This window comes from Streptococcus gallinaceus, from assembly GCF_040545695.1.
Taxonomy (GTDB): domain Bacteria; phylum Bacillota; class Bacilli; order Lactobacillales; family Streptococcaceae; genus Streptococcus; species Streptococcus gallinaceus.
This window is the reverse complement of sequence record NZ_JBEPMK010000005.1, coordinates 58,024-81,002: the sequence shown is the minus strand read 5'-3', so window position 1 is coordinate 81,002 and position 22,979 is coordinate 58,024. Positions and strand designations below refer to the sequence as shown.

At 40.4% G+C, this 22,979-nt stretch carries 23 protein-coding genes; 13 read left to right on the top strand and 10 right to left on the bottom strand.

The window, feature by feature from the left end; genetic code table 11:
- The first annotated feature begins 12 nt into the window (after positions 1 to 12).
- A complete protein-coding gene (locus ABID27_RS07490; RefSeq protein ID WP_354281329.1) occupies positions 13 to 840 on the top strand; it encodes a helix-turn-helix domain-containing protein in 828 nt (275 codons plus the stop codon).
- Positions 841 to 898: 58 nt separating this feature from the next.
- Here ABID27_RS07490 and ABID27_RS07485 read toward each other — a convergent pair whose 3' ends face one another.
- Positions 899 to 1,684: an L-threonylcarbamoyladenylate synthase gene (locus tag ABID27_RS07485; RefSeq protein WP_253365512.1), complete on the bottom strand. Its 786-nt coding sequence runs from the start codon at positions 1,682 to 1,684 to the stop codon at positions 899 to 901.
- A 116-nt stretch (positions 1,685 to 1,800) separates the two neighbouring features.
- On the opposite strand from ABID27_RS07485, the gene ABID27_RS07480 reads away from it, so the two are divergent.
- From ABID27_RS07480 to cydC, 10 genes are all read left to right on the top strand, one after another.
- A complete protein-coding gene (locus ABID27_RS07480; RefSeq protein ID WP_354281327.1) occupies positions 1,801 to 3,558 on the top strand; it encodes a glycerophosphoryl diester phosphodiesterase membrane domain-containing protein in 1,758 nt (585 codons plus the stop codon).
- 84 nt (positions 3,559 to 3,642) lie between these two features.
- The gene (locus ABID27_RS07475; protein ID WP_354281325.1) at positions 3,643 to 4,362 is read left to right on the top strand and encodes a MerR family transcriptional regulator; all 720 of its coding nucleotides are present in this window, start codon (positions 3,643 to 3,645) and stop codon (positions 4,360 to 4,362) included.
- Between the two features lie 116 nt (positions 4,363 to 4,478).
- Positions 4,479 to 4,871 carry a DUF1722 domain-containing protein gene (locus ABID27_RS07470; RefSeq protein ID WP_253365522.1) on the top strand — a complete coding sequence of 131 codons (393 nt, stop codon included), beginning with the start codon at positions 4,479 to 4,481 and terminating at the stop codon, positions 4,869 to 4,871.
- Positions 4,868 to 5,245, top strand: a complete 378-nt coding sequence (locus ABID27_RS07465; protein WP_253365524.1) for a TIGR02328 family protein — start codon at positions 4,868 to 4,870, stop codon at positions 5,243 to 5,245. Before ABID27_RS07470 ends, ABID27_RS07465 begins: the two co-directional genes overlap by 4 nt.
- 132 nt (positions 5,246 to 5,377) lie before the next feature.
- Complete coding sequence (locus ABID27_RS07460; protein ID WP_253365526.1) at positions 5,378 to 6,277, top strand: prenyltransferase; 900 nt, start codon at positions 5,378 to 5,380, stop codon at positions 6,275 to 6,277.
- Positions 6,278 to 6,290: 13 nt separating this feature from the next.
- Positions 6,291 to 7,499: an NAD(P)/FAD-dependent oxidoreductase gene (locus ABID27_RS07455; RefSeq protein WP_253365528.1), complete on the top strand. Its 1,209-nt coding sequence runs from the start codon at positions 6,291 to 6,293 to the stop codon at positions 7,497 to 7,499.
- A 79-nt stretch (positions 7,500 to 7,578) separates the two neighbouring features.
- On the top strand, positions 7,579 to 9,006 hold the full coding sequence (locus ABID27_RS07450) for a cytochrome ubiquinol oxidase subunit I (RefSeq protein ID WP_354281436.1): 1,428 nt from the start codon (positions 7,579 to 7,581) through the stop codon (positions 9,004 to 9,006).
- A gap of 1 nt (position 9,007) precedes the next feature.
- Positions 9,008 to 10,027, top strand: coding sequence for a cytochrome d ubiquinol oxidase subunit II (gene cydB, locus ABID27_RS07445; RefSeq protein WP_253365530.1), 1,020 nt, complete (start codon positions 9,008 to 9,010; stop codon positions 10,025 to 10,027).
- On the top strand, positions 10,027 to 11,745 hold the full coding sequence (cydD, locus tag ABID27_RS07440; protein ID WP_253365532.1) for a thiol reductant ABC exporter subunit CydD: 1,719 nt from the start codon (positions 10,027 to 10,029) through the stop codon (positions 11,743 to 11,745). The genes cydB and cydD overlap by 1 nt, the downstream gene beginning before the upstream one ends.
- Positions 11,738 to 13,483: a thiol reductant ABC exporter subunit CydC gene (gene cydC / locus ABID27_RS07435; protein ID WP_354281321.1), complete on the top strand. Its 1,746-nt coding sequence runs from the start codon at positions 11,738 to 11,740 to the stop codon at positions 13,481 to 13,483. Before cydD ends, cydC begins: the two co-directional genes overlap by 8 nt.
- A gap of 37 nt (positions 13,484 to 13,520) precedes the next feature.
- Here cydC and ABID27_RS07430 read toward each other — a convergent pair whose 3' ends face one another.
- The 7 genes from ABID27_RS07430 to ABID27_RS07400 form a co-directional block, all read right to left on the bottom strand.
- Positions 13,521 to 14,501: a polyprenyl synthetase family protein gene (locus ABID27_RS07430; protein WP_354281319.1), complete on the bottom strand. Its 981-nt coding sequence runs from the start codon at positions 14,499 to 14,501 to the stop codon at positions 13,521 to 13,523.
- 109 nt (positions 14,502 to 14,610) lie between these two features.
- Positions 14,611 to 14,910, bottom strand: coding sequence for a YbaB/EbfC family nucleoid-associated protein (locus ABID27_RS07425; RefSeq protein ID WP_354281317.1), 300 nt, complete (start codon positions 14,908 to 14,910; stop codon positions 14,611 to 14,613).
- A 77-nt stretch (positions 14,911 to 14,987) separates the two neighbouring features.
- Positions 14,988 to 16,139, bottom strand: a complete 1,152-nt coding sequence (locus ABID27_RS07420) for a site-specific integrase (protein ID WP_354281315.1) — start codon at positions 16,137 to 16,139, stop codon at positions 14,988 to 14,990.
- Complete coding sequence (locus ABID27_RS07415) at positions 16,126 to 16,386, bottom strand: DUF3173 family protein (protein WP_354281313.1); 261 nt, start codon at positions 16,384 to 16,386, stop codon at positions 16,126 to 16,128. The genes ABID27_RS07420 and ABID27_RS07415 overlap by 14 nt, the downstream gene beginning before the upstream one ends.
- A 77-nt stretch (positions 16,387 to 16,463) precedes the next feature.
- The gene (locus tag ABID27_RS07410) at positions 16,464 to 17,699 is read right to left on the bottom strand and encodes a replication initiation factor domain-containing protein (protein WP_354281311.1); all 1,236 of its coding nucleotides are present in this window, start codon (positions 17,697 to 17,699) and stop codon (positions 16,464 to 16,466) included.
- A 161-nt stretch (positions 17,700 to 17,860) separates the two neighbouring features.
- Positions 17,861 to 18,139, bottom strand: coding sequence for a hypothetical protein (locus ABID27_RS07405; RefSeq protein ID WP_029180140.1), 279 nt, complete (start codon positions 18,137 to 18,139; stop codon positions 17,861 to 17,863).
- A gap of 499 nt (positions 18,140 to 18,638) precedes the next feature.
- Positions 18,639 to 19,136, bottom strand: coding sequence for a coiled-coil domain-containing protein (locus tag ABID27_RS07400; protein WP_354281309.1), 498 nt, complete (start codon positions 19,134 to 19,136; stop codon positions 18,639 to 18,641).
- 282 nt (positions 19,137 to 19,418) lie between these two features.
- Here ABID27_RS07400 and ABID27_RS07395 point away from each other — a divergent pair, with 282 nt between their 5' ends.
- Entirely contained in the window at positions 19,419 to 21,020 is a 1,602-nt protein-coding gene (locus ABID27_RS07395; protein WP_354281307.1) for a hypothetical protein, read from the top strand.
- 39 nt (positions 21,021 to 21,059) lie between these two features.
- Here the strand turns inward: ABID27_RS07395 and ABID27_RS07390 are convergent, their stop codons facing one another.
- Positions 21,060 to 21,398 carry a hypothetical protein gene (locus tag ABID27_RS07390; RefSeq protein ID WP_354281305.1) on the bottom strand — a complete coding sequence of 113 codons (339 nt, stop codon included), beginning with the start codon at positions 21,396 to 21,398 and terminating at the stop codon, positions 21,060 to 21,062.
- A 16-nt stretch (positions 21,399 to 21,414) separates the two neighbouring features.
- On the bottom strand, positions 21,415 to 22,440 hold the full coding sequence (locus ABID27_RS07385) for a hypothetical protein (protein ID WP_354281303.1): 1,026 nt from the start codon (positions 22,438 to 22,440) through the stop codon (positions 21,415 to 21,417).
- Between the two features lie 186 nt (positions 22,441 to 22,626).
- On the opposite strand from ABID27_RS07385, the gene ABID27_RS07380 reads away from it, so the two are divergent.
- Positions 22,627 to 22,944 (top strand): helix-turn-helix domain-containing protein, encoded by a 318-nt coding sequence (locus ABID27_RS07380; RefSeq protein ID WP_124777105.1) that lies wholly within the window; start codon positions 22,627 to 22,629, stop codon positions 22,942 to 22,944.
- Positions 22,945 to 22,979 lie beyond the last annotated feature (35 nt).

Below are 22,979 nucleotides of genomic sequence, written 5' to 3'. Positions count from 1 at the left end.
GGAGTTATTACCATGCAAACAATTGGTGAAAAAATTAAAGTATTGCGAAGAGAGGCAGGTCTCAGTCAGCAGCAGTTGGCGGATAAGCTTGGTCTGTCCAATCAAGCTATTTCCAAATGGGAAACCAATACGGCTCAACCAGAAATTGGCTTGCTTCCTGAACTAGCAATGGTTTTTGGAGTTAGTATTGATGAGTTATTTGATTATACCAAGGAAAAATATCTGGATAAAATTGAAGGTCGGCTGGATAGTGGCCAATTTCTCAGTATGCGAGAAATCGCGGAGTATGAGAGATTTTTACAAGAGAAACGCTTATCCGATTCAAGCTTGCGACAGTCAGAATTGCTAGCCTATCTTTATTTCCACTGCGGTGAGAATTTTATGGAGCAGGCTCGACCAAACGATAAGTCTAGTTTGAGTATTATTACACAGACTTCAAAGGGATTTCTGTTTGACTGGGATGTCAGAAATCATACAGACTTGATTGACTACTACATCAAGACACTGGAGCAGAATCTCGAGCAAACAGCAATTTATCTTTATTTGCTGGATAATTTATTAGATGATTGGCGTCTGCTGTTTTCAGTGGCCAATTCCCTATCTGCTCACGGTTGCTACGAAGAGGTCACTCCTATCTGGGAGGCGGCTTATGAGGCGCAAGAGAAACCTCGATTCACAGATTACCATCTTGCCATTACCCAGTGTTATCTCCTTTTAGGAAACAAGGCTGGCGCTATCCAGGATTACCAGAAAGTCATAGACATTCTCAAGACAGACTGGAATTGCAGATTGGGAAGAGCCATTGATGAGGTGGAAGAAAAAATTCGACAGTTGACCTAAAAAAGAGCTGTATCATCAATACAGCTCTCTTTGGGGGTTCTAACCTAGTTAGCGAGAGTTAATAGTATTCACCTTGGCGGTAATTCCAAGAGTTGAAGTGGTCTGATAGGTGTATCATAATCTTATCAATATCGAGACCTTTGCGGATGACAACTGGACATGGCTCGATTGAGCGGCTGTTGGCACCTTGCTCGGGAATGAGTTTACCATCGGCATCAACCATAGACACCATGACACCTTGTTCGTAGCGCGTTTCGATGGTCTTGTCGGGTTGGATAGAAGCGACGTAGTCGTCTGCCTCGATGACCAAGTCAACTTTAGACTCGATGCGTTCACCGATTCCTTCGACCTTACCACGATTCCCTTTACCAGAAGGATTGGCAGAAGAAGCGTAGACCATACGACCTTCTTTTTCCCACATTTCTTTGGCAATCTGCTCACCGGCTACGCCGAACTTGATAACAAAGCAAGAAGTACCACGAACGTCAGTCATCAGCTCTTCACGACCATCACCATAGGCCTTCATTTTCTCATAAGCTTCTGGCTTCCAAGGAAGAATACAACCTAAAAGAATGTCCTCGTCCCAATGTTTTTTGTAGAAAGCATCGATTTCAGGCGTCAATTGTGCCAATTCGCGTAATTCATCCATGCTACCGCAGAGAACGACACCTGGTTTGTTGCGTTTGCGTTCTTTTGCATCAAATTTACGCTCCAAACCAGCCTTGTCAGCTGTCATGATAATGTATCCAACCTTTGTAGGGCAGACGATTACACCACCCTCACCTCTAATAATATCGTACCCTTCTTGAGAGAGATTTCCATCCCAATGAATGTGTCTTGTCATATTCATGCTCCTTGACTTAATTTTCAGATAATTCAATCATATCAGAATATTCTAGATAATTCAACCCTATTTTATCAAATCTTGCATTTTCCTCTCAAATATGCGACACTATGGCTATGAAATACATGTTGAAAGAAATTCAAAAAGTTTATCATCAGCTGGATAAGATTTTATTACTATTTTTGGCCCTTTTTGGTGCCATTGAGGTGATTTGGATTCCGGTGAATTCGTTTTTAGCAGAGCATCTCTTGCGTTTGACGGGGCATGCCTATCTCTCCACGACCAATATAGGTGCGGTCTTGACGGCGCGGTGGTGGGTTACAGGCCTCTTTGTGCTCTTAATCTTAGTCAATCTCTTGATATCCTATCTAGAAATCGGCTTTGTCCTGACAGGAATCTTGACACTACTGGACCAGGAACCCAAAACCTTGAGACAATTTATCGGTCAGACCTACCGAGGTCTCTGCTCAAATTTACGAAGTCTGCACTTGTCTAAGATTCTCTTTGTGCTCTGTTTTTCCGTGATTCTTTTTCCTTTTTTACGGAGAATCTTGGGAATTTACTACTTCAACAAGCTGGTCGTTCCGCAGTTTATCCTCGACTATCTCTCCAATCAATACCTGCTAGGCGGGCTGATTACAGGCTGTCTGCTCCTCTTTTTCTGGCTGACTGCGCGTGTCATGTACGCCCTTCCGCTAGTTTATTTTGACCAAAAAGGGGTGCGGGCTTCGTTGCTGACTTCATGGGAAAAAACGAGAGGGAGCGAGCAGTGGAAATCCCTTCTGCGCTTGCTGTGGATTATGTTGCAGTCGCAGCTCTTTTTCCTGCTTTTTGGCATCGTGACTTATAGCCTACAGGTAGCTGCAGACTTGTTACCAGAGGAGATTTCAGCGGTGGCAGCAGTGGGCAACTATATTGTACTGCGATTTGCCTACTATGGTGCAGTGGCCATCTTCTTGATTAAATTTGTAGAAATGTTGACGAGACAAGGAATGCCAGACTATCGTCGTTCACGTTTGCGTCATCGCTTGCGCTTGACCATCATGCTGTTGGCTAGTCTTTACTTTGGTCTGCAAGGCGCGGTAAATCTCTACTTTCCATTTAGCACTCTTCCCGTAACCATTTCACACCGAGGGGTTAATTTGAAAAATGGTGTTCAAAATACCATTTCTTCACTTGAAAAAACAGCGGTATTGAAACCGGACTATGTCGAGATGGATGTTCAGGAGACCAAGGATGGACAATTTGTGGTCATGCACGACAATGATATCCAGCAGTTGACAGGTTTTCCTGGCGGCACCCACGATTATAGTTTGAGCGAGATGACCGCGATGACAGCCAGTGAAAATGGCATGTCGGCCCCAGTTCCGTCTTTTGATGCCTACTTGAAGCGGGCAAATGAATTGGGTCAAAAGTTACTAGTAGAGATTAAAGTTAATTCGACGGATTCTCACAATATGACACGAAATTTTCTCAAAAAGTACAGCAAGACCTTGCTGCAATATGGTCATCGCTTGCAGTCCTTGGATTATGATGTCATTCGACAAGCGGAAGAGTATGAACCTAAGTTGGTAACGGCTTTTATCCTGCCGTTTAACTCAATCTATCCAACAACAGTGGCTGACGGCTACACTATGGAGTATTCGTCACTCGACCAGAATTTTATGGTCAAATCCTGGCTTCGCCAGAAGATGGTCTATGCCTGGACGCCAAATGATACTGATACTATGAATCAAACGGTGCAGTTGCAGGTGGATGGGATTATTACGGACAACTTGACAGAACTGAAAGCTCTCTTGCAGGAATTGGAAGAAGACCACGATTATGCAGACCTCCTGCGTTACCAAATGGAAGGTCTCTTGTATCGATTTTAGAAAAAATGAAAAATAACCTAAGGTGAGGGATTGCTCGTAACGCTGGGTTATGTCCTATAATGAGGGCAGAAGGGAGGTGAAGAAATGTCTGTTACCTATACAACTGGGGAGCTAGCCAAGAAAGCCAATGTCTCTGTTCGGACAGTCCAATACTATGACCAGCGAGGGATTTTGCAACCGAGCGATGTCACAGAAGGTGGGCGGAGGATTTATTCGGAAGAGGATTTGATGACGCTTCAAATTATCTGTTTTCTGCGAGAATTGGATTTTTCCATTGATGATATCGGGAAAATATTGGTCGAAGAAAATATTCAGCAGGTTCTGGAAATGCTCTTGGTGACCCAGATTAAACAATTAAAAACAGAGGTTGGGTCTGCGCAAGCAAAACTTGACACAGCTGTCAACGTACTTGACAGTTTGAAAAAGCAAGATAACTATGAGTTGGCCTACCTGACAGACCTTTCGATCACTATGAAAAATCAAGATTCGTGGCAAAAGTTACAATGGAAGATGTATGGTATCCTCCTATTAGAAGCGGTGGTTTATGCTCTTCTTGTCTTTGGGGTTGGTCACTTGGGTCTTCGGTGGTTGCAGTGGTGTATGATGGGGGGCTTTATTTCTATCTATACCTATACGGTTATTCGTTTTCGCAAGAAATTTCACTATCTCTGTCCCAATTGTCACCATATTTTTGAGCCAAGTTTTAAAGAATTTGCCTGGGCAGGGCACACGCCCCGTACGCGGAAACTAACCTGTCCGTACTGCCATAAAAAATCCTATTGTCTGGAATTGGCTAAAGAATAAGTTTTATCCTCTCTTATGAGAGGATTTTCTATTGTTCAAGGAATGTGTTATACTGGGGAGAGTTGATGTGTATGCGGTATGCAGAGTTTGATTGCTAGGAGTGCGAGGGTGATAAAATGGTTGAAAAAAGTATCAAGAAGCAGGCAGAAGAGCTTTGGGCAAGATATAAGTATGAGGTCCTGAGTCAGTCGCCAAAGATTTATTTGGAGATTCGTCAGTATTTGAAGTCGGATGTGGTTGATTTGAGTGAGGTGCATCGTCTGATTGAGCAAGCTCGGGGTATGGAGGAAAATCGCCAGTATGTCTACACGGCCATGCAGCATATGTGGGGGTATTTCAAAAAGGTAGCCAGACCAGAGGAAAAGAGAGACTTCCTATTCCGATTGGAGCAGTATGCAGCGGGTAGTGTGGACAAGGGAACACTTATCAAGGCACTGCAAGATCTTCTAAAACACTATCCGAATACCTATCTGAGCAATACCAGTATTTTAAAGGAGGATGATGAGTGAGATTGTGGCATCAAGATTTCATTTCGCTTCTACCACGTCCGCAGCTACTGGGGCAACACCGAGAGTGCTGTGCCTTGCGGGGAAATGGTTGGGGAAAGAAACACGCGACGGTGAACTATGTTTTTGATTATTCGCCCTATTGTCTATTTGCCTATCATCAGCTGATTATGGAGGAGATGACGCGGCGAGGTTATAAGGTCTCTGAAGAGTGGTTGCAGAAAGGTTATCGTGGGAAGACTTGTTTAGCTTATGAAAATCTTGTTCCAGTTCAGATTGGAAATCCCATCTATCCGGAGCACGATGCTGATTATCGGAAAGAATGTCTTGACAATTTAGCAGAAAAAGGGATTTTCTTGGACCTAAAAACAAAATGAAAGAGTAAAAATCGGGTTGGACTCGTTTTTTTTAGTTGTTCCTAAAATTTCTAGATCAATTATTTTCAATCGTTATCTTTTTCTTCTATAATAGGAATGTTAAAGAACTATAAACATAGAAAGGGGACAAAGATGACGTTACCAGTGTTTCTGGAATTAGTTGAAATCAAAGCAAAAACGGCAAGTGTACTCCCTTTTCTAATCGGTCTGTGTTATTCCTATTATCAGTATGGCAGTATACATCCCCTATTGGTTGGTTTGTATTTTCTAGCCATGTTTTTGTTTAACATGTTTGTGGATGTGTGGGACAACTACAATGATTATCAGAATGCGGTCGATAAGACCTACAAGACAGATACCAACATTATCGGGCGGAAGAATTTATCTCTGCGTCAGGTAGAAATCTTATTAGCCTGCCTGATCGGTGCTTCGACCCTACTTGGTCTTGCCTTGGCATGGCTGGTTGGATGGCCCTTGTTGTTGATGGGTGGTTTTTGTTTTGCTGTTGGGATTTTCTATTCTTCGGGGCCCAAGCCCTTGTCTAGTTTGCCGCTAGGAGAGGTATTCTCGGGATTTACCATGGGGTTCATGATTAGTCTGATCTGTGTCTATCTCAATACCTATCAGGTGTTTAGCTGGGATATGCAAACGATTGGACAGATTCTCCTCATTTCCTTGCCTAATACCCTATGGATTGCCAATCTGATGTTGGCCAATAATCTATGCGACAAGGAAGAAGATGAAAAGAACCACCGCTATACCTTGGTCCACTATACTGGCACTAGGGGTGGCTTGTACTTGTTTGCACTAGCCAATATCTTGGCGGTGCTTGCGATTTTGTTGGAGTTTCTTTTTGGGCTGGCTCCCGCCACAGTCTTGCTGACGCTTGTCTTGGTTCCGTTTATTTACAGACAGACACGGCAGTTGTGGCAAAAGCAAGTCAAGAAAGAAACGTTTGTGTGTGCGATACGGATTTTGGCCTTGGGTTCGGCAACTCAAGCCCTGACCTATCTATTTGGGATTTTACTATAAAAGGAGTTAGATTATGAAAGAAGTCCTCGTTCTTGGAGCTGGCTATGCAGGGTTGAAAACAGTTGTTTCCTTGCAAAAACAAGCTGGTGATTTCCATATTACATTGGTGGATCGCAATGATTACCACTATGAAGCAACAGAATTGCACGAAGTGGCAGCTGGTTCAGTGCCGAAAGAAAAAATTTCGTACCCAATCGCAGATGTGATTGACCCGAAAAAAGTAACCTTCATTCAAGATTCAGTTGTGACGGTCAATGCAGATGCAAAAACAGTTGAATTGGTACAACATGGTCAGTTGACCTATGATTATGTCGTTGTAGCCTTGGGCTTTACTTCAGAAACGTTTGGCATCCCAGGCGCAATGGACAATGCCTTGCAAATGACAACGATTGACCAAGCAGTTGCCATCCATGAGCACATCCTAGCTAAAATGAAAGCCTACCGCGAAACAAAAGATGAGAACAATTTGCGTCTATTGATCTGTGGAGCTGGATTTACAGGTGTTGAGTTGGCGGGTGCCTTTGCAGACGAGCGTAAGGTTTATGCGGACTTGGCTGGTGTAGCTCCTGAAAAAATTGAAATCATCTGCGTGGAAGCGGCAAGCCGCATTTTCCCAATGTTTGATGATAACTTGGCAGCCTACGGTACAGAACTTGTGCGCAAAGTTGGAACCAACCTCATGCTTGGTTGCATGATTAAAGAAATCAAAGACGGTCAAGTATTGTACGTGACCAATCCAGAAGATACAGAATACCAGTCATTGACGGCTGGAACAATCGTGTGGACAACGGGTGTCAGCGGTAGCCCTGTTATGGCTGAGTCAGGATTTGACCAACGTCGTGGTCGTGTCGTAGTTGGTGCGGACTTGCGTGATCCCGCTCACCAAGACATGTACATCATCGGTGACGTAGCAGCCTTCATGGATACAGCCTCAAATCGCCCATTCCCAACGACAGCTCAAATCGCGACACGCATGGGAGCTCACGTGGCTAAAAACTTGGCTCTTCAACTAAAAGGACAAGCACCTGTAGACTTTAAGTTTAAGTCATTGGGAACTGTTGCTTCTGTTGGGAATACGCATGGACTCGGTGAGTCGCTTGGTGTGACCTTGAAAGCCTACCCAGCCTCAGCTGCGAAGAAAATGATTATGAACAAGTCACTCCTTGATATCGGTGGCTTAAAGGAACTCATGGCCAAAGGCCGTTTCGACCTTTACCATTAAGATTAGTTGGATCATTACTCGGCTGAAACAGCTATTTTAGGATACATTCTAATGCAAGACATTAGAAAGAGGGATTATGATGAATATTGAAACTTTAGCACGCTTCCAGTTTGCCATGACAACAGTTTTCCATTTCTTCTTCGTGCCATTTACTATCGGAACAAGTTTGATAGTGGCAATTATGGAAACCATGTATGTCAAAACGAAAAATGATATCTACAAAAAAATGACCAAGTTTTGGGGTAACATTATGTTGCTCAGCTTTGCGGTCGGTGTGGTGACCGGGATTATCCAAGAATTCCAATTTGGGATGAACTGGTCAGACTATTCACGCTTTGTCGGGGATGTCTTTGGGGCACCACTGGCAGTTGAAGCCCTCTTGGCCTTCTTTATGGAGTCAACATTCTTGGGACTTTGGATGTTTACTTGGGACAACAAGAAAATCAGCAAGGGCTTGCATGCCACCTTTATCTGGTTGGTTGTATTTGGCTCAATGATGTCTGCTATGTGGATTTTGACGGCCAATGCCTTCATGCAACATCCAGTTGGCTACGAAGTCATCAACGGACGTGCGCAGATGACCGATTTCTTGGCCTTGATTACCAATCATCAGTTTTTCTATGAGTTTACTCACGTTATCTTTGGTGCTTTCACCATGGGTGGGATTGTCGTAGCAGGGATGGCTGCTTTCCGTCTCTTGAAAATGGAAAGTTTGACGGAGTCTGTTCAAGAAATTTACGAAAAATCATTGCGCGTTGGTTTGATTGTCGGTCTGCTTGGTTCTCTTGCTGTTATGGGAGCTGGTGACTTGCAAATGAAGGCCTTGATTGAAGACCAACCAATGAAATTTGCAGCCATGGAAGGGGATTACGAGGATTCTGGTAATCCTGCAGCCTGGACGGTTGTGGCTTGGGCGGATGAAGCTCAGCACAAGCAAGTGTTTGGCATTAAAATCCCATACATGCTGTCTATCCTTTCTTACGGAAAATTGTCAGGTGCGGTTGATGGTATGGAAACAGCCAATAAAAACCTCGTGGCAGAATATGGTGAGGACAATTATTACCCAATGGTAAACCTCATGTTCTACGGTTTCCGTACAATGGCAGCCTTTGGTATGTTGATGTTGGGTGTATCGGTACTTGGTCTCTTCTTGACACGTAAGAAAGCACCGATTCTTTACAAGCACAAATGGATGATGTGGATTGTTGCCTTGACAACATTTGCACCGTTCTTGTCCAACTCATTTGGTTGGATTATCACAGAACAAGGGCGTTACCCTTGGACGGTCTACGGTTTGTTTAAAATCAAAGACTCCGTATCACCAAATGTTTCCGTGACATCTCTATTGATTTCAAATACTGTTTACTTCCTACTCTTTGGTGGTTTGGCCGTGATGATGGTCGGCTTGACTGTTCGCGAATTGAAAAAAGGACCAGAGTACGAAGAAGAGCAAGCTCGTTTGAATGCTTATTCAACGATTGACCCATTTGAGAAAGGAGCCTACTAAGATGAGTGGATTACAACTATTATGGTTCTTTCTAATCGGACTTCTTTTTTCAGGTTTCTTCTTCTTGGAAGGCTTTGACTTCGGTGTCGGCATGGCTGTTCAAAGCTTGGCCCACAACGAAGAGGAAAAAGACCAGATTGTTCATACGATTGGCCCTGTTTGGGATGGAAATGAAGTCTGGTTGTTGACAGCGGGTGGGGCCATGTTTGCTTCATTCCCTTACTGGTACGCATCACTTTTTAGTGGTTATTACTTGATTTTGTTGACAATTTTGTTTGGCTTGATTATCCGCGGGGTATCCTTTGAATTCCGTCATAAAGTCGAAGCCCATCAAAAACAATTGTGGAACTGGACCTTGACCATCGGCTCAACGATTGTGCCATTCTTCTTTGGCGTCCTCTTTATCAGCTTGGTTCAAGGGATGCCAATGGATGCAGATGGAAATGTTTGGGCAAGTTTTGGAGATTATTTTAACCTCTTCTCTATCGTTGGTGGAGTAGCTATGGTACTCATGTCTTACTTGCACGGTTTGAATTACATTAGTTTGAAAACAGATGGTCCTGTTCGTGAACGTGCGCGCAACTACGCGCAGTTCCTCTACTGGGTTCTCTACCTTGGTTTGGTTGTTTTTACACTCTTGTTGGTGCTGAAGACAGACTTCTTCCAATTGCACTTTATCGCTAGTTTTGCATTGACCCTTTTGATTGTGGTCTTGACGGTGGTGGCCCATGTAGCAATCTTCAAAGGTGTGGAGTTGACAGCCTTTTTATCAAGCGGTTTGAGCTTGGTAGCAGTTGTAGTTCTCTTGTTCCAAGGGCTCTTCCCACGTGTTATGATTAGCTCTATCAGCGCCAAGTATGACTTGTTAATTGAAAAGGCTTCTTCATCGCCTTATACTCTGAAAATCATGTCCATTGTTGCCTTAACCTTGGTACCATTTGTACTGGCTTATACGGCGTGGAGCTACTATATTTTCAGAAAACGCATTGCTTTACCAGTGGTTCATGCAGGAGAAAAATAATGTTAGATAAAGCGGTTATGCGCTTATCCGGTATTCATAAACTAATGGGATTGCTTGTGGGATTAGACATCCTTCAGGCAATCTTTATTATCGGACAGGCATATTCTTTGAGTTTGGCCATTACAGGGCTCTGGGAGGGGCAGGCCTTGGTGGGGCAAATCGTGCCAATGGTCACTTTTCTCGTTTCTTATCTAGGACGTCACGCCATCAACTATGTAAAGGATGAGCGGCTGGATGATTTCTCAGCCATGCAAGGGAAACTTCTTCGTGGGCAACTGTTGGAAAAACTCTTTGATTTGGGGCCGCAGGTTGTCCAAAATCAAGGAACGGGGAATACAGTTACGATGGCTCTGGACGGCATTTCCTTGGTTGAAAATTATCTGCACCTCATCCTCAAAAAGATGATGGATATGAGTGTGGTTCCCTGGATTGTACTGGCGACTATTTTTTACTTGGATTGGAAATCGGGAGTGATTTTGCTTTTGGTCTTTCCCTTGATTATCGTCTTTATGATTATTCTTGGATTGGCTGCGAAGGCAAAGGCGGACCGTCAGTACGAGTCCTACCAATCCTTGTCCAATCACTTTTTAGACTCGCTGCGTGGCATGGACACCCTTCGCTTTTTCGGTCTTAGCAAACGCTATGCCACTAGCATCTACAATACCAGTGAAGTCTTTCGGAAGGCGACCATGTCTACCTTGCGAATCGGGATTTTATCTACGTTTGCCTTGGATTTCTTTACCACCTTGTCAATCGCCATTGTCGCGGTATTGCTAGGTCTTCGTCTCTTAAATGAGCAAATTTTCTTATTGCCAGCTTTGACGATACTAATCTTGGCACCCGAGTATTTCCTGCCTGTTCGTGAATTTTCAAGCGATTACCATGCGACCTTGGATGGGAAAAATGCTTTTCAGGCGATTCAAGCGGTCTTGGCAACGGAGGATATTCGTGAGGAGCAAGTATCTCTTGAGACTTGGCATCCAACCAGTCAGCTTGCCTTGCAGGATATTTCCATGGCTTACGAGGACAAGACCTTGTTAGAAGGCACAAATCTAACCTTCACAGGATTCCAGAAGGTTGGGATTATTGGGATGAGCGGTTCAGGAAAATCCAGCCTAATCAATCTACTAGGTGGTTTTTTGCCAACAGCTAGCGGTCAGATTGACCTGGATGGTGAAGTGGTGACCAACCTGCATCAGGAAAATTGGCGCAAGCAACTTCTCTATATTCCACAGTCTCCCTATGTTTTTGAGACATCGCTACGAGAAAATATCCGCTTCTATACACCGACAGCCAGTGACGAGGAAGTCTGGGAGGCTATTCGAGTGGTCGGGCTAGAGGAGTTGGTGGCTGAACTGCCACAGGGTCTGGATACCTTGGTCGGAAATGGGGCTCGCCCTCTTTCGGGTGGTCAGGCGCAACGGATTGCCTTGGCGCGTGCATTTCTGGATAGACAACGCCGCATCATGCTGTTTGACGAGCCAACAGCTCACTTGGATATCGAGACTGAGTTAGAACTCAAGGAAAAAATGATTCCATTGATGGACAATCGTTTAGTTTTCTTTGCGACTCACCGCTTGCACTGGTTGCAAGAAATGGATGTCATTCTTGTTCTGGATCAAGGTAAGGTGGTTGAATTCGGTCCTTACCAAGAATTGCTGGCTCAAAAAGGCTATCTCTATCAGTTAAAGCATGCTATGGGAGGCAATCATGAATAAGATACCATTGTTTCAAGAGTTAAAAAGAGACCAGTGGGTCAAGCCGTTTTTTAAGCAATATCAGTTCTCGCTAGTGACGGCTCTAATTTTGGGATTTTTGACCTTCTTCAGCGCAGCGGCGCTGATGTTCAACTCAGGTTTTCTCATCAGTAAGTCAGCGTCACTCCCTGTCAATATCTTGCTGGTTTATATCCCGATTGTTTTGACACGAGCATTTGGGATTAGTCGGCCAATTTTTCGTTATGTTGAACGGTTGACCAGCCATAACTGGGTCTTGCGGATGACGTCAACTTTACGGAAAAAATTGTATGAGAGTCTGGAACAGGATGCCATTTTCCTCAAACGCAATTACCGTTTGGGAGACATCATGGGGCTCTTGGCAGAAGATATCAATCATCTCCAAAACCTCTATCTGCGAACGATTTTTCCAACCTTGATTGCCTGGTTGCTCTACCTATTTGTCGTGATTGGTCTGGGCTTCTTCTCTGTCTGGTTCGCCTTGTTTATCCTGCTCTATCTGGGGATTTTAATCTTTGTCTTTCCCCTCTGGTCTGTCTTGGTCAATGGAGCTCGTCAGAAGCAGGAAAAGGTACTGAAAAATCACTTGTATATAGATTTGACGGATAATGTACTGGGGGTTTCGGATTGGATTTTCAGCCAACGTGGGCAGGAATATGTCGCTCTTCATCAGTCTTCGGAGGATGATTTGTTGGCTGTGCAGAAGAAGATGCGTCATTTCAATAATCGTCGTACTTTTCTATTTGAGTTGGGGTTTGGAGTATTGGGGCTTCTCACTCTTGTCTGGTCAAGTCAGGAATTTGTGGGTAATCACGGCGGACAAGCCAACTGGATTGCAGCCTTTGTCTTGGCTGTTTTTCCGCTGGCAGAAGCATTTTCAGGCTTGTCCACTGCGGCTCAAGAGACCAACACATATGCGGACTCGATTCACCGCTTGAACAACTTACCAGAGGTTAATCCGGTTGCAAGAGCAGCTCAGCCGCCACAAGCTCCCTTTGATATAGCAGTGGACGGTCTGCATTTCCGCTATGCTTCTGACCAAAAAGAAGTGCTAAAAGGGCTTGATTTGCAGATACCTGCAGGACAAAAATTAGCTATTTTAGGGCGTAGTGGCTCGGGTAAATCCACTCTTGCTACCTTGCTTCGAGGCGATTTGCGGCCAAGTGCAGGACATATCTTGCTAGGAGGTGTGGAGGTTTCGAGCCTAGAAGAGACCATTTCGGACTATATTGGCGTGATTCAGCAAGCGCCTTATCTCTTCAACACCAGCATTCTCAATAATGTTCGTCTGGGAAATGAAGCGGCTAGCGAAGAAGAGGTTTGGCAGGTCTTAGAACGCGTCGGCTTGAAAGAGATGGTTGCAGTCTTGCCGCTTGGTCTTCAAACCATGGTAGATGAGGCAGGTTTGCGCTTTTCGGGTGGCGAGCGGCATCGCTTGGCCTTGGCGCGGATTTTGTTGAAAGAAACACCGATTATTATCTTGGATGAGCCGACGGTTGGCTTGGACCCTATTACAGAAAAAGCCTTGATTTCAACTTTTATGGAAGAGTTGGAAGGCAAGACTTTGATTTGGATTACACACCATTTGAAAGGCATTGAAGCGGTAGATCGCGTCATTTTCATCGAGGATGGTCAATTGGAAATGTCCGGTTCGCCGGCAGAATTGGCTAGTAGCAATGAGCGCTATCAGCTCTTGAAAGCCATTGATGATGGTGAATAAAAAAGACTGGAAGGTGACTTTCCGGTCTTTTCTTTTGTTAAATTTTCCGTTTGAGGAGATGGTTGGTCAGCTGTAGCAAGTACTTGCGCGATGTCGTTTTGGGTAATCTTTTGATATCAGCCAGAGCTTTTTCGGTAAAGCGTCGAGCGAGATTTCGAGCGTCTTCGACACCTTTATGGTCGATGACTAGGTCTGCAATTTCCTGAGTATCGGCAACTGTTAGCTGGTCCTTCTTGTCCAACAGTGGCTTGAAGGCGGCTGGATTTTTTTCAAGGGCAAAAAGCAGTGGTAGACTATAGACGCCATTTCCCAAATCCTCTAAAATTGGTTTGTTAAACTCTTTCTTGTCGGCAGTATAATCGAGAATATCATCCAAAATTTGAAAGGCCATTCCAGTGTGGTAACCAATCCGTCCTGCCAATCGCACAACAGACTCGTCTGCTCCACTAAAATAGGCCCCTTCCTTGCAGGCTAATTTGAAAAGCTCGGCAGTCTTTCCAGCAATCGCACGGAGATAGTCACGGATGTGCTGTTCTTGGTTGAAATAAAGGTGCATCTGGTCGAGTTCACCCATCAGGATTTTCTTCATGGATGCCGCATTGATGGCCATGTATGGCGTGCCATTCATCCCCTCCAAAATCAGCTCAAAAAAGACAGTAAACAGCAAGTCGCCCGTGTAAACAGCGATGTCTTTTCCAAAGCGGGCCTGGACCGTCGTTTTCCCGCGGCGCAAAGACGAGTCGTCAATCACATCATCGTGCACCAAGGTTGCCATATGCAAAATCTCAAGAGATGCTGCAATCTTAGTGAGCCGCTCGGGGTCAGTGTGCTTGTCCTTTCCAAAATCAGTAAATAAAAAGAAAAAAGCAGGGCGCAGATACTTTCCACCAGCATTGCTGAGTTCAAGGATAGCAGCTTCAATATCCGAATTTCGTACATGAACACGCCGGTCAATCATCTGACGTGTCTGGTCAATTTGCGTCTGAATAGCAGGATATTGGTCCCAAAATGCTGGCATGACGGTATCTCCTTTGAATTCTAATAGTATCATTTTACCCTAATATGCTCTATTTTACTAGCAAATTCAACTAGGAAAAAAGCTCCGATTTTATCGGAGCTACAATTGATTAAAATGGCAATTTTCCAGCGAAAGCGCCCATGATTTTTTTAGTCGCTTGCTCAATTTGATCCAGAGCATCGTTGATGGCTTGAGTAGTCATATCTTGAAGAGTTTCCATATCTTCTGGGTCAACAACAGCTTCAGCGTATTGGATGGATACCAATTTTTTGTCTCCTGTAAATGTAGCAACCACCAAGTCTTGGGCTGATTTACCGACAAACTCAGTCGCAGCCAATTCGGCTTGTTTTTGCTCCATTTGCTTTTGGAGTTTTTGTGCTTGACGCATCATATTTTGCATATTCATCATAAGATTTTCTAGATTCCTTTCCTATCAAGGGTTTAGACCTTGTTGTTAAATTTTCGTTGCCTTATTTTGCCTTATTATTAAAAATTTTCAAAGGCAGAAGCAATTTCTTTTTGTTGGGTTGGAAATAAATGCGAGTATACATTTATTGTAGTGTTGATTGAGGAATGACCTAATCGTTTCATCAAAGTAAAGAAAATATAGTCTTTACCTTCTCCATTACGTAAGCCTTGGGAGACTAAGAAGGCAGCATGAGAATGCCTGAAATCATGGTTACGAATAAGTTTTAAATTTTTGGGCATTCTTTTTTTTAGAAGAACCCGAAAATTTGAAACATTAGGACTAGTCAATACCTCTGGAGTTGATTGAAAGAGTTGCAGGCTATTTGGATTATCAGTAAATTCATTTAGTCGCTTGTGTTGTTTCTCTTTCCAGCGTTTCAATTCTTCCACGAAGGCACGATGGATATAAATCCGTCGATTGGATTGTGTGGTTTTAACTGTACCGATATGGGCTTGACCTTTGCGATAATAAGCAGAGTATTTAACATCAATATAACTTTCTTCAAGGTTGATATGTTGCCAAGTTAAAGCTAATGCTTCGCCAATACGCATGCCAGTAAACATTAGTACACGATACAAGAGTTGAAAAGAATATTCATGCTCTTCAAAAAGTGCATCAAACTGTTTGAACTGCTCAGGTGTATAGTATGCCATTTCTTTATGTTGCTGTGGCAATCGTCTCAATCCGTTACAAGGATTATCTTGTCGAATATGATTGGCAATTGCAACATCAAACATTTTATGGACAAAAATCATTTGCTGATTAACATGAGAATTGGTTAGAGTTCCGCCTTTTACACTAGGTTGGTTTTTGAGCCAATTTCTATATTCTTTTATGTCCGTAACGGAAACAGCTCGCATGTCTGCATTTTTGAAGTATTTGGACATGTATACTCGATAGTAAGATTCTTGACTATCTATTGTCCCTCGTTTATTGCCTCGAAGTTCATCTTCTTCTTGAACGAGCGAGTAGAGATAGGAAACCGAAACTTTATCTTTATGTCTGACTTGATGCAGCTTATTGATACGATAGTCTGCCTCATATCGTTCAGCTTCTTTGCGTGTTTTAAAATCTGTTTTTCTGTGACGTTTTTGTTCGCCAGTTACGGCATCATAACCGTCACTAATATCCACCTTCCATTTTTTATTTTGTTGTCTAGTTACTGCCATTTGAAACTCCTTTTTCAAGAGCAGTATCTTCTCGTACGTTAGTAATTATATCATGTTTTGGGGATAACTCAAAACCTAGAATGTCTTCAATAGTCTTGATTGGGACTCGTCCGATACGTTTGTTCTTGTACCAAGAAAAACCTTCAGAAACGAGTCTTGTCTTCGCTTCTCTGATGTGTTTTTTTGCTTGGGAATCAGAAAATCCAGTTAGTTTCATGACATCATCTTTATTTACAATGCGAATCATTTTTTTGCCTCTTATACTTTCTTTCAAATAGAATATGTGAGATAATAGGCAAGGGTAAGCTTGCCTTATCTTCACAATTATTCAGCGTTCTTTCTTCCTGGTTTCTTGGCGGATTCTGGGGAAGAAGGAGCGTTTTTTATATGAAAAATCTCAACTACACTGTCAAGGTAAGCTTCAAATTCTAGTATCTGTAATTCAAGTGCATTTTTCTTTAACCAGTTAGTAACATCGTCATTGGGTTTATAATTGTACTCATATTCGAACAATAACCTTTTTAGAAGTATTGTTACGGCTGGTATACCCCAAATTTGCTTGACCTTTTCTAGCATGGGGAAGAAGCCACTCCCCTTTAAAATATAGTGTATGTTTTGCATTAGCTGATTATTTCTAGGGCTAGTCGCCACTAAAGGAGGAGCAATAGTAGAAAAGTTAAGCAATGCTTCGCTATACTCTGTTGGTTGTCCTGTCACCATATTAATTAAACAATATTTTTCCAAAATTTTATTGGCGATAAATTGTTGAAACATATCGCGTGAAGGTAGAGAAAGAATTAGCTTGGTCAGTTGTTTGGCGTATTGCCCTCTAAAAGTCACTTCAAATCGTACCCAAGACTGAAATTGTTGAGCAAGCTGAGCATGTCTTCCATTATTTTCTAATTGTTCAGTGAGTTTGTCGTAAATTTTGAGAAAACTATTTGAGCCTTTCTTACGTGAGCCAATCGTTACTGTTTTAGCTTCGGCATCTATCTCGATAGCAGACATCTTTTTATGGTTACGATTTCCTTTGTAATTGATAATTTCAAATTCTTTACATTTTAAATTGCTGTAAATATCGTTGACAGATAAAGGAAAGTTGAAGTAGTCTGCACAAAAGTCAATTCTACTTAGATGCATATTCCAATATGGTTCGTCCAACTTTTTCAGTATTTCACAGACTCCGATGGATACTCTATAGGAATTTTCATAGGCTTGTTGGTATAGGCTCAGAGCAGACGCTGAAAATTTGATAATGATTCCCATTTTTAAATATCCCTCATGGAAGGCAATTCTTAAAAAATAAGGCATATTTTCAAAGCTGTAAGAAGTAGTATATCCTTGTGGCGAAATCCGTTCTTTAACCATTCCTCCAAATAATAAAGGTAGGGAAAGTTTTTCTGCAATGATTGCAGAAAGTTCGTTAGCAATTTGATTCCAGTGGTCTGGGTGCTCACCGATTGTCTCTTCATTAGGTTGAATTACTATGGTTAACTCATCTACTCCGACATGAAGATGTTTGTTCTTGAAATTTATGTTTTGAAGTATATCGTTTCTCACTGGTTTGTTCTCCTATAATAAAATAGTATTTGTGTTGGAATCTGGGTTATTACATTACCCAGATGAGCGCTGGTTGCCTACCGCAGGTGGACTTCTAACCAGCCCAACCTATTGTCCAATCCATGGTTGTTTTCTAGCTTGTACTGGTTAGAAGTAATAACTTATTTGTAAGCCTTAAGTATTTCGTCAAATGATACGATTAGCCTAGCTTCGGCAATCTCAAATTTTGGCTTTGAGCCAAAAGCAACGGCTGTATTATTGAGTTTTACTTCATAAATACCTAGCTGCTGATTAAAGACAGAGCTAAAAATTTCTTTGTTGAAAGGTAAGAGCAGTGTTTTCCAAGCTGGCGAATTGGTTTTGACACAGGATAACCAACCCTCTTTTTTATCTTCTTTATTACTGATACCTAATACTGTTATAATTTCTACTTGAGCCATATTATTAATCCTCATTTTTTCTTTGTTATTTTTTTATTAGCTAAACTGAAAAGACATTTTCTCTTGATGAGAGTACAAGTTTAATTTCAAACGTGAATGATGTTTAGACTTTCTTGACGATAAAAATCAGCAGAAACATCTAAATACAAAGTTGTAAAATTAGTTGCTGACCAGTCAAAATTTCAGCTGTGTTTCAGCAAGTTTTTAAATCTTGTATGCTAAGAAAACATCATACGTCGAATACTTTGTTTAATCTTAATTATAAAATTGAAGGTGTCACTGAATGATAATGCGAGTTCTAGAAAGCACAGCTTGTTGCACTCATTCTGACGCGTTATTTTCTGCGTCTTCACGCAATCGTTCAGACTCGATGCATAACGCTATCTGCAAAGCAGATTCATTCGTTTCACAATCTATGCTTTCTTCAAACTGCGCATTATTTCATGTCAGCTTTTTCAATTTTATATAATTAGTCGATTAAGACTAAAGTGTATTCAACTTATGATAAGTTTTCATAAAGCGAATACAAGATTCTAAGAAACCAGTGGCTGTCAATCCAGCGATAAAAGTTTTTTCTGAGTTCAGCATCAACCAATTTTTTACGCTTTTTGTATCTTTGTTGTAGTTCTTTAAGTTGATTGTTTAGTTCGTCAATTTCAACATCTAAATCGTTAATTGCACGTTCTTTCAAATCAACTTCTCGTTCAAGCTCAGTTTCAAGAGAAGCAATATCTGTTATGAGTTTATTCTTTTTTGAAACAAACTCACTCAAAAATGAATCGAGTCTTGTATTAGTGCTAGCAACACGCAAGGTGTTTTTGTCTCTACCGACCACAACGCTTAAAAAGACAGGTGCGTGATTCTCGTTAGAATAACCAACAACTTGGTACTCTTCGTCTGGTTTGATTTCAATACCATAACGATTTTTACGAGTCTCATCCAAATCGAACAGAACAATTTTTTCATGAATACCATCCAACTCTGTGAAAATAAGCATAAGATGTCTCCTTTCTTTTTTCTTTTAAAAAGCATCACCTTTTTTTGTTTTGAAAAGGTGTTATTATAGAGTTATACAATTATTACTTTTCATATTCAAACCTCACTTTCATTTTTTGAAGTACTTCTTGAGTCTTAGTTTACAATACTTAAAAAACAAAAGAAATGAGTTTTTGAGCGAGTTTTGAGTATAGCCACCAGTCCTTGCTTGACAAGGGTTTGAGCATAATTTAAAGAAAAGTAGATAAAAATTTTTCACGAAAATAAAGGAGTTAAGTGAACTATGTTGTTTAAAATTTTTGATAAAAAAATTGAGCTATCCACAAAAAATATTATGGATAGCTGTTCGAATAGAGATGAATTTTATAAAATCTTAGCTGAGAGAGAAGAAAGCAGATTGTTTTATGAGTGTCATGTAGTCAATAGAAAAATCTGGTCTGATAATCATTCTTGGAAAATGTTCACAGATGAATTGTATGAAGGATTAGAGATTTCAGAAATAGTTGAGCGCTTAGAATACCATATTAATTCTTCAAATTCAGTTACGGAATTAAAAATGATTTATGAACTTTTACAAGAATGTTTTGCAAAATTCAAGGTGAACAAGAAAGATAGGCGCTTATTAGAAAATACCGCTTTAAGTTTATATGATAAACTAAATGGATTTTCACAATCTTCTCACCCCGTTAATGATGATTTTTCAAAGGATGAATATACGCAGACTCAGTATATAGTATATCTTGAAAATGCAATGGTATTAACGTTAATGTTAATCAATCCTAAAATTTATTATTCAGTTGATGATATTTTATATTTCTTTAACAAGGGGTTTCTGCCAACAGGACAGTATATAAGAAGTAGTGTTTTTCCGAATGAGAATATCAGTCGTTCAAGTATTGACCGTATTATTCAACAGATTTACGAGGGGGATGATGATTTTTTACCTGAGAAAGTAACACTAGATGGAAAAAGTTTTTATGGCAAAAGTATAATTACATTAATAGCAGAAAAAAGTCGCAAATTGCGAAGGTTATCCATTTTTTCGATAGAAACAGTTATCTCAGAAGATATTGTCAATACCATTTCAAAGGCTACTAAAGTACTTACAGATTTTAAAAATGATAAAAATGAAAAAAATGAGGTGGAAAAAAAGGTTTACAGTTTGTTTTCCGATTTATACCTGCCTGTTATTTATGCTGAAATCCAACAGTTTATTTTTCAAAACTTATTAGAAGAATTGAGTAATAATCCAACTCTAGTAATTAGTGAGAGATATTGTGACTTAATCTTGAATAATATTAAACAGCAATCTAATGAAGTCTATATGCTGATTGATAGAGAGAAAGTGCTTTTAGATATTGAGCGTATTTACACTTTTATTCAGTGTATGACTTTAGCAAAAACAGAATCTTTTCGAAAAGAGTTCACAAGTGCCGAGGCTAGTTTGAGAGAATTTGGAGTGTTATCATCAAGTGAGCTAACTAATATTTTTGAACTTTTTAGAGGAAGTAAAAATCAACTGAAGTTTTCCAATATCATTAATTCTTTTACAGAAGAATATCTGTATATTGAAGTTAAAAATGATAGAAGGAAAATTAATAGTGTATTTCGTTCAGTGAATATGTTCTTTTTGGATGACGATGAAAAATATAGTCGTGTTCAATATTGGAATAGAAAAATGTTACATGAGCCAACTAAGATTCAGGTAAGGCAAAATATGGTATATAGTGAAATAGCAAAGTTGTGTCAACAATACAATAGAGATGGCAATCTCACATCTATAAAATTACCAACTAATGCAAATAGGGAGAATTGTATGCTAAAGGAATACATTCCGGAAGGATTATGGGATATGTATGGTATATCAGAAGTCGATTCAAATTAATATAAAAAGGCGAGCCATTTAAAGCTCGTCTTTCATTTATTATTCTCTCTTCAATTTAACAGTTCCGAAGCCATCTCCACTTACAGTCAAAGTGTTTCCTGAAAGAGAATATTCAAGCTCTTCTCCTTCCACGTTAAATGTTTTATTCTCTTTGTCCACAGTAAAATCTGTACTAATGTTGTCTACTCCCAAAAGGGAACCTGAGCCATCGCCTGCTTCAATACTAAGTGAACCATCTTGACCGTCAATTATAATCGTCATGCTACTCCCGTCTTCTTCATAAGTATATGTTCCATCCAAGCTTTGGTTACTAGCAGAACATGCAGTAAGGAACAATACGGCTATAAGTGTCAGTAAAAGTGCTTTAATTTTTTTCATCGTTTTCTCCTTAAAATTACTCGTCATCGTCAATGCTGTTTGAAGTTACTTGAACATTGTCAGGTCTCAAATCGTAGGTGTCATAAACTCGAGTCACATTTTCGCCGTCTTTTTGCTTTGTGACAAACGATGGGAAACCAATATATTTCACATCATCTACTGATTCTGAAGCAAATTGAGAATAGGCTAAATGTGCAGAGAAAGATTCGTCCTTAATAACATAGGTATAATCAATAACATTATCATAGCTAAGTTTTTTGATAGAAATTGTTAGGGTTTCTTCTAGTGTTTCTGCCAAGTCTTCATCAGGTAAAATTTTCAATTGATAATCTGACGCTACCTTTTGGTTATATTGGTTTTCAATTTCTGTCAACTTGTCTATTGCTGAAGTAGTATCTTTTCCATCAACCAATTGTCTAAGCGCAAGTGATACTTTTTCAAAAATAATTTGTTTATGGGTACTAGCCTTTTCAAATGCTTTAGCTTGTTCAATAATTTCATCATCTGATAAAGTTGAAATGCTTTCAAGAGTAAGAGCATCTGGAATTGTAACATCAATTATTCCATCAGCATTACCATCTTCAGTATCGTATTTCTTGATAATATCAGTTAGCATTTCTTCAGAAATTTTTTCTGCCGTATCTGTTCCATCAAAGCTATCAAAGAAACTTTGGACATTTCCACCAGCCGAGTAAACATTTTTTCCAACATAGTCAGCTTTAAATTGTTCAGAAGAAATGCTTGTTTCAGTATTTGTGGTGACTTCATAAGATGTATCATAATAAGTTACTTGATTATCTCCAAAGACATATACTCCCTTGATAGCTTCTTCTCCGTCGATTTCATACCAGAGCTGGGGAGCTTTTTTGGATTGATTTATATAGTTTCCAATACTGACTTCTTTTGTTTTTGCAGAAGAAGTCTTCTCTTGAGAGTGAGAAGTATTTGTGGAAGGTTTGCTGGTATTTGAACAGGCTAAGAGAATTGTTGTCGAGGCTAAAAAGGTTACACCTATTAATAGATATTTGTTTCGCTTTTTCATTTTGAAAAGTCTCCTTTAGTATTTTAAGTATTATTATTTTCAAAAATAATACTTAGTTATCTTTTATTTTACCACAAAAACATATCTTGAGTATTGTTTTTTAATAAAAAAATACACTAAAAACCTACAAATAATTTCTGATAAGTCATAGTCTTAGTGTATAGAATTAGAAAAGGGAGCAGTGCTATGTCATTAGGAAAAAGTGTATCTAACCGAATCTATGAATTGAGGATAAAAAAGCAACTAACTCAAGAGATGTTGGCTGATAAGGCGGGGATGGATGTCAATGCTCTTGGTCGAATTGAAAGAGGACAAAATTCTAATATTAAATTGGAAACTCTAAATAAGTTAATTGAAGCCTTAGAGTTAGACTATCAAACGTTCTTTGCATTTACGGATAGTGACAATGAGGTATCTAAATTAATTGCTAAATTGTCATTAGTGGATGATGAAGAAAAGTATCTTGAAATTTTTAACAAAATATTGGATATAGAGTTGAAGTAGGTGGTGGAAACTTTTCTTTATTTTTTTGTTGATTA

Excerpts from the sequence above, each read along its gene's own strand:
- ABID27_RS07420 (WP_354281315.1), bottom strand. The coding sequence starts at position 16,139 with ATGGCAGTAACTAGACAACAAAATAAAAAATGGAAGGTGGATATTAGT.
- ABID27_RS07400 (WP_354281309.1), bottom strand. The coding sequence starts at position 19,136 with ATGCTTATTTTCACAGAGTTGGATGGTATTCATGAAAAAATTGTTCTG.
- ABID27_RS07480 (WP_354281327.1), top strand. The coding sequence starts at position 1,801 with ATGAAATACATGTTGAAAGAAATTCAAAAAGTTTATCATCAGCTGGAT.
- ABID27_RS07455 (WP_253365528.1), top strand. The coding sequence starts at position 6,291 with ATGAAAGAAGTCCTCGTTCTTGGAGCTGGCTATGCAGGGTTGAAAACA.
- ABID27_RS07405 (WP_029180140.1), bottom strand. The coding sequence starts at position 18,139 with ATGGCTCAAGTAGAAATTATAACAGTATTAGGTATCAGTAATAAAGAA.
- ABID27_RS07390 (WP_354281305.1), bottom strand. The coding sequence starts at position 21,398 with ATGAAAAAAATTAAAGCACTTTTACTGACACTTATAGCCGTATTGTTC.
- ABID27_RS07380 (WP_124777105.1), top strand. The coding sequence starts at position 22,627 with ATGTCATTAGGAAAAAGTGTATCTAACCGAATCTATGAATTGAGGATA.
- cydB (WP_253365530.1), top strand. The coding sequence starts at position 9,008 with ATGAGTGGATTACAACTATTATGGTTCTTTCTAATCGGACTTCTTTTT.
- ABID27_RS07415 (WP_354281313.1), bottom strand. The coding sequence starts at position 16,386 with ATGATTCGCATTGTAAATAAAGATGATGTCATGAAACTAACTGGATTT.
- ABID27_RS07470 (WP_253365522.1), top strand. The coding sequence starts at position 4,479 with ATGGTTGAAAAAAGTATCAAGAAGCAGGCAGAAGAGCTTTGGGCAAGA.
- cydD (WP_253365532.1), top strand. The coding sequence starts at position 10,027 with ATGTTAGATAAAGCGGTTATGCGCTTATCCGGTATTCATAAACTAATG.
- ABID27_RS07425 (WP_354281317.1), bottom strand. The coding sequence starts at position 14,910 with ATGATGAATATGCAAAATATGATGCGTCAAGCACAAAAACTCCAAAAG.
- ABID27_RS07450 (WP_354281436.1), top strand. The coding sequence starts at position 7,579 with ATGAATATTGAAACTTTAGCACGCTTCCAGTTTGCCATGACAACAGTT.
- ABID27_RS07430 (WP_354281319.1), bottom strand. The coding sequence starts at position 14,501 with ATGCCAGCATTTTGGGACCAATATCCTGCTATTCAGACGCAAATTGAC.
- ABID27_RS07460 (WP_253365526.1), top strand. The coding sequence starts at position 5,378 with ATGACGTTACCAGTGTTTCTGGAATTAGTTGAAATCAAAGCAAAAACG.
- ABID27_RS07485 (WP_253365512.1), bottom strand. The coding sequence starts at position 1,684 with ATGACAAGACACATTCATTGGGATGGAAATCTCTCTCAAGAAGGGTAC.
- ABID27_RS07385 (WP_354281303.1), bottom strand. The coding sequence starts at position 22,440 with ATGAAAAAGCGAAACAAATATCTATTAATAGGTGTAACCTTTTTAGCC.
- ABID27_RS07490 (WP_354281329.1), top strand. The coding sequence starts at position 13 with ATGCAAACAATTGGTGAAAAAATTAAAGTATTGCGAAGAGAGGCAGGT.
- cydC (WP_354281321.1), top strand. The coding sequence starts at position 11,738 with ATGAATAAGATACCATTGTTTCAAGAGTTAAAAAGAGACCAGTGGGTC.
- ABID27_RS07475 (WP_354281325.1), top strand. The coding sequence starts at position 3,643 with ATGTCTGTTACCTATACAACTGGGGAGCTAGCCAAGAAAGCCAATGTC.
- ABID27_RS07395 (WP_354281307.1), top strand. The coding sequence starts at position 19,419 with ATGTTGTTTAAAATTTTTGATAAAAAAATTGAGCTATCCACAAAAAAT.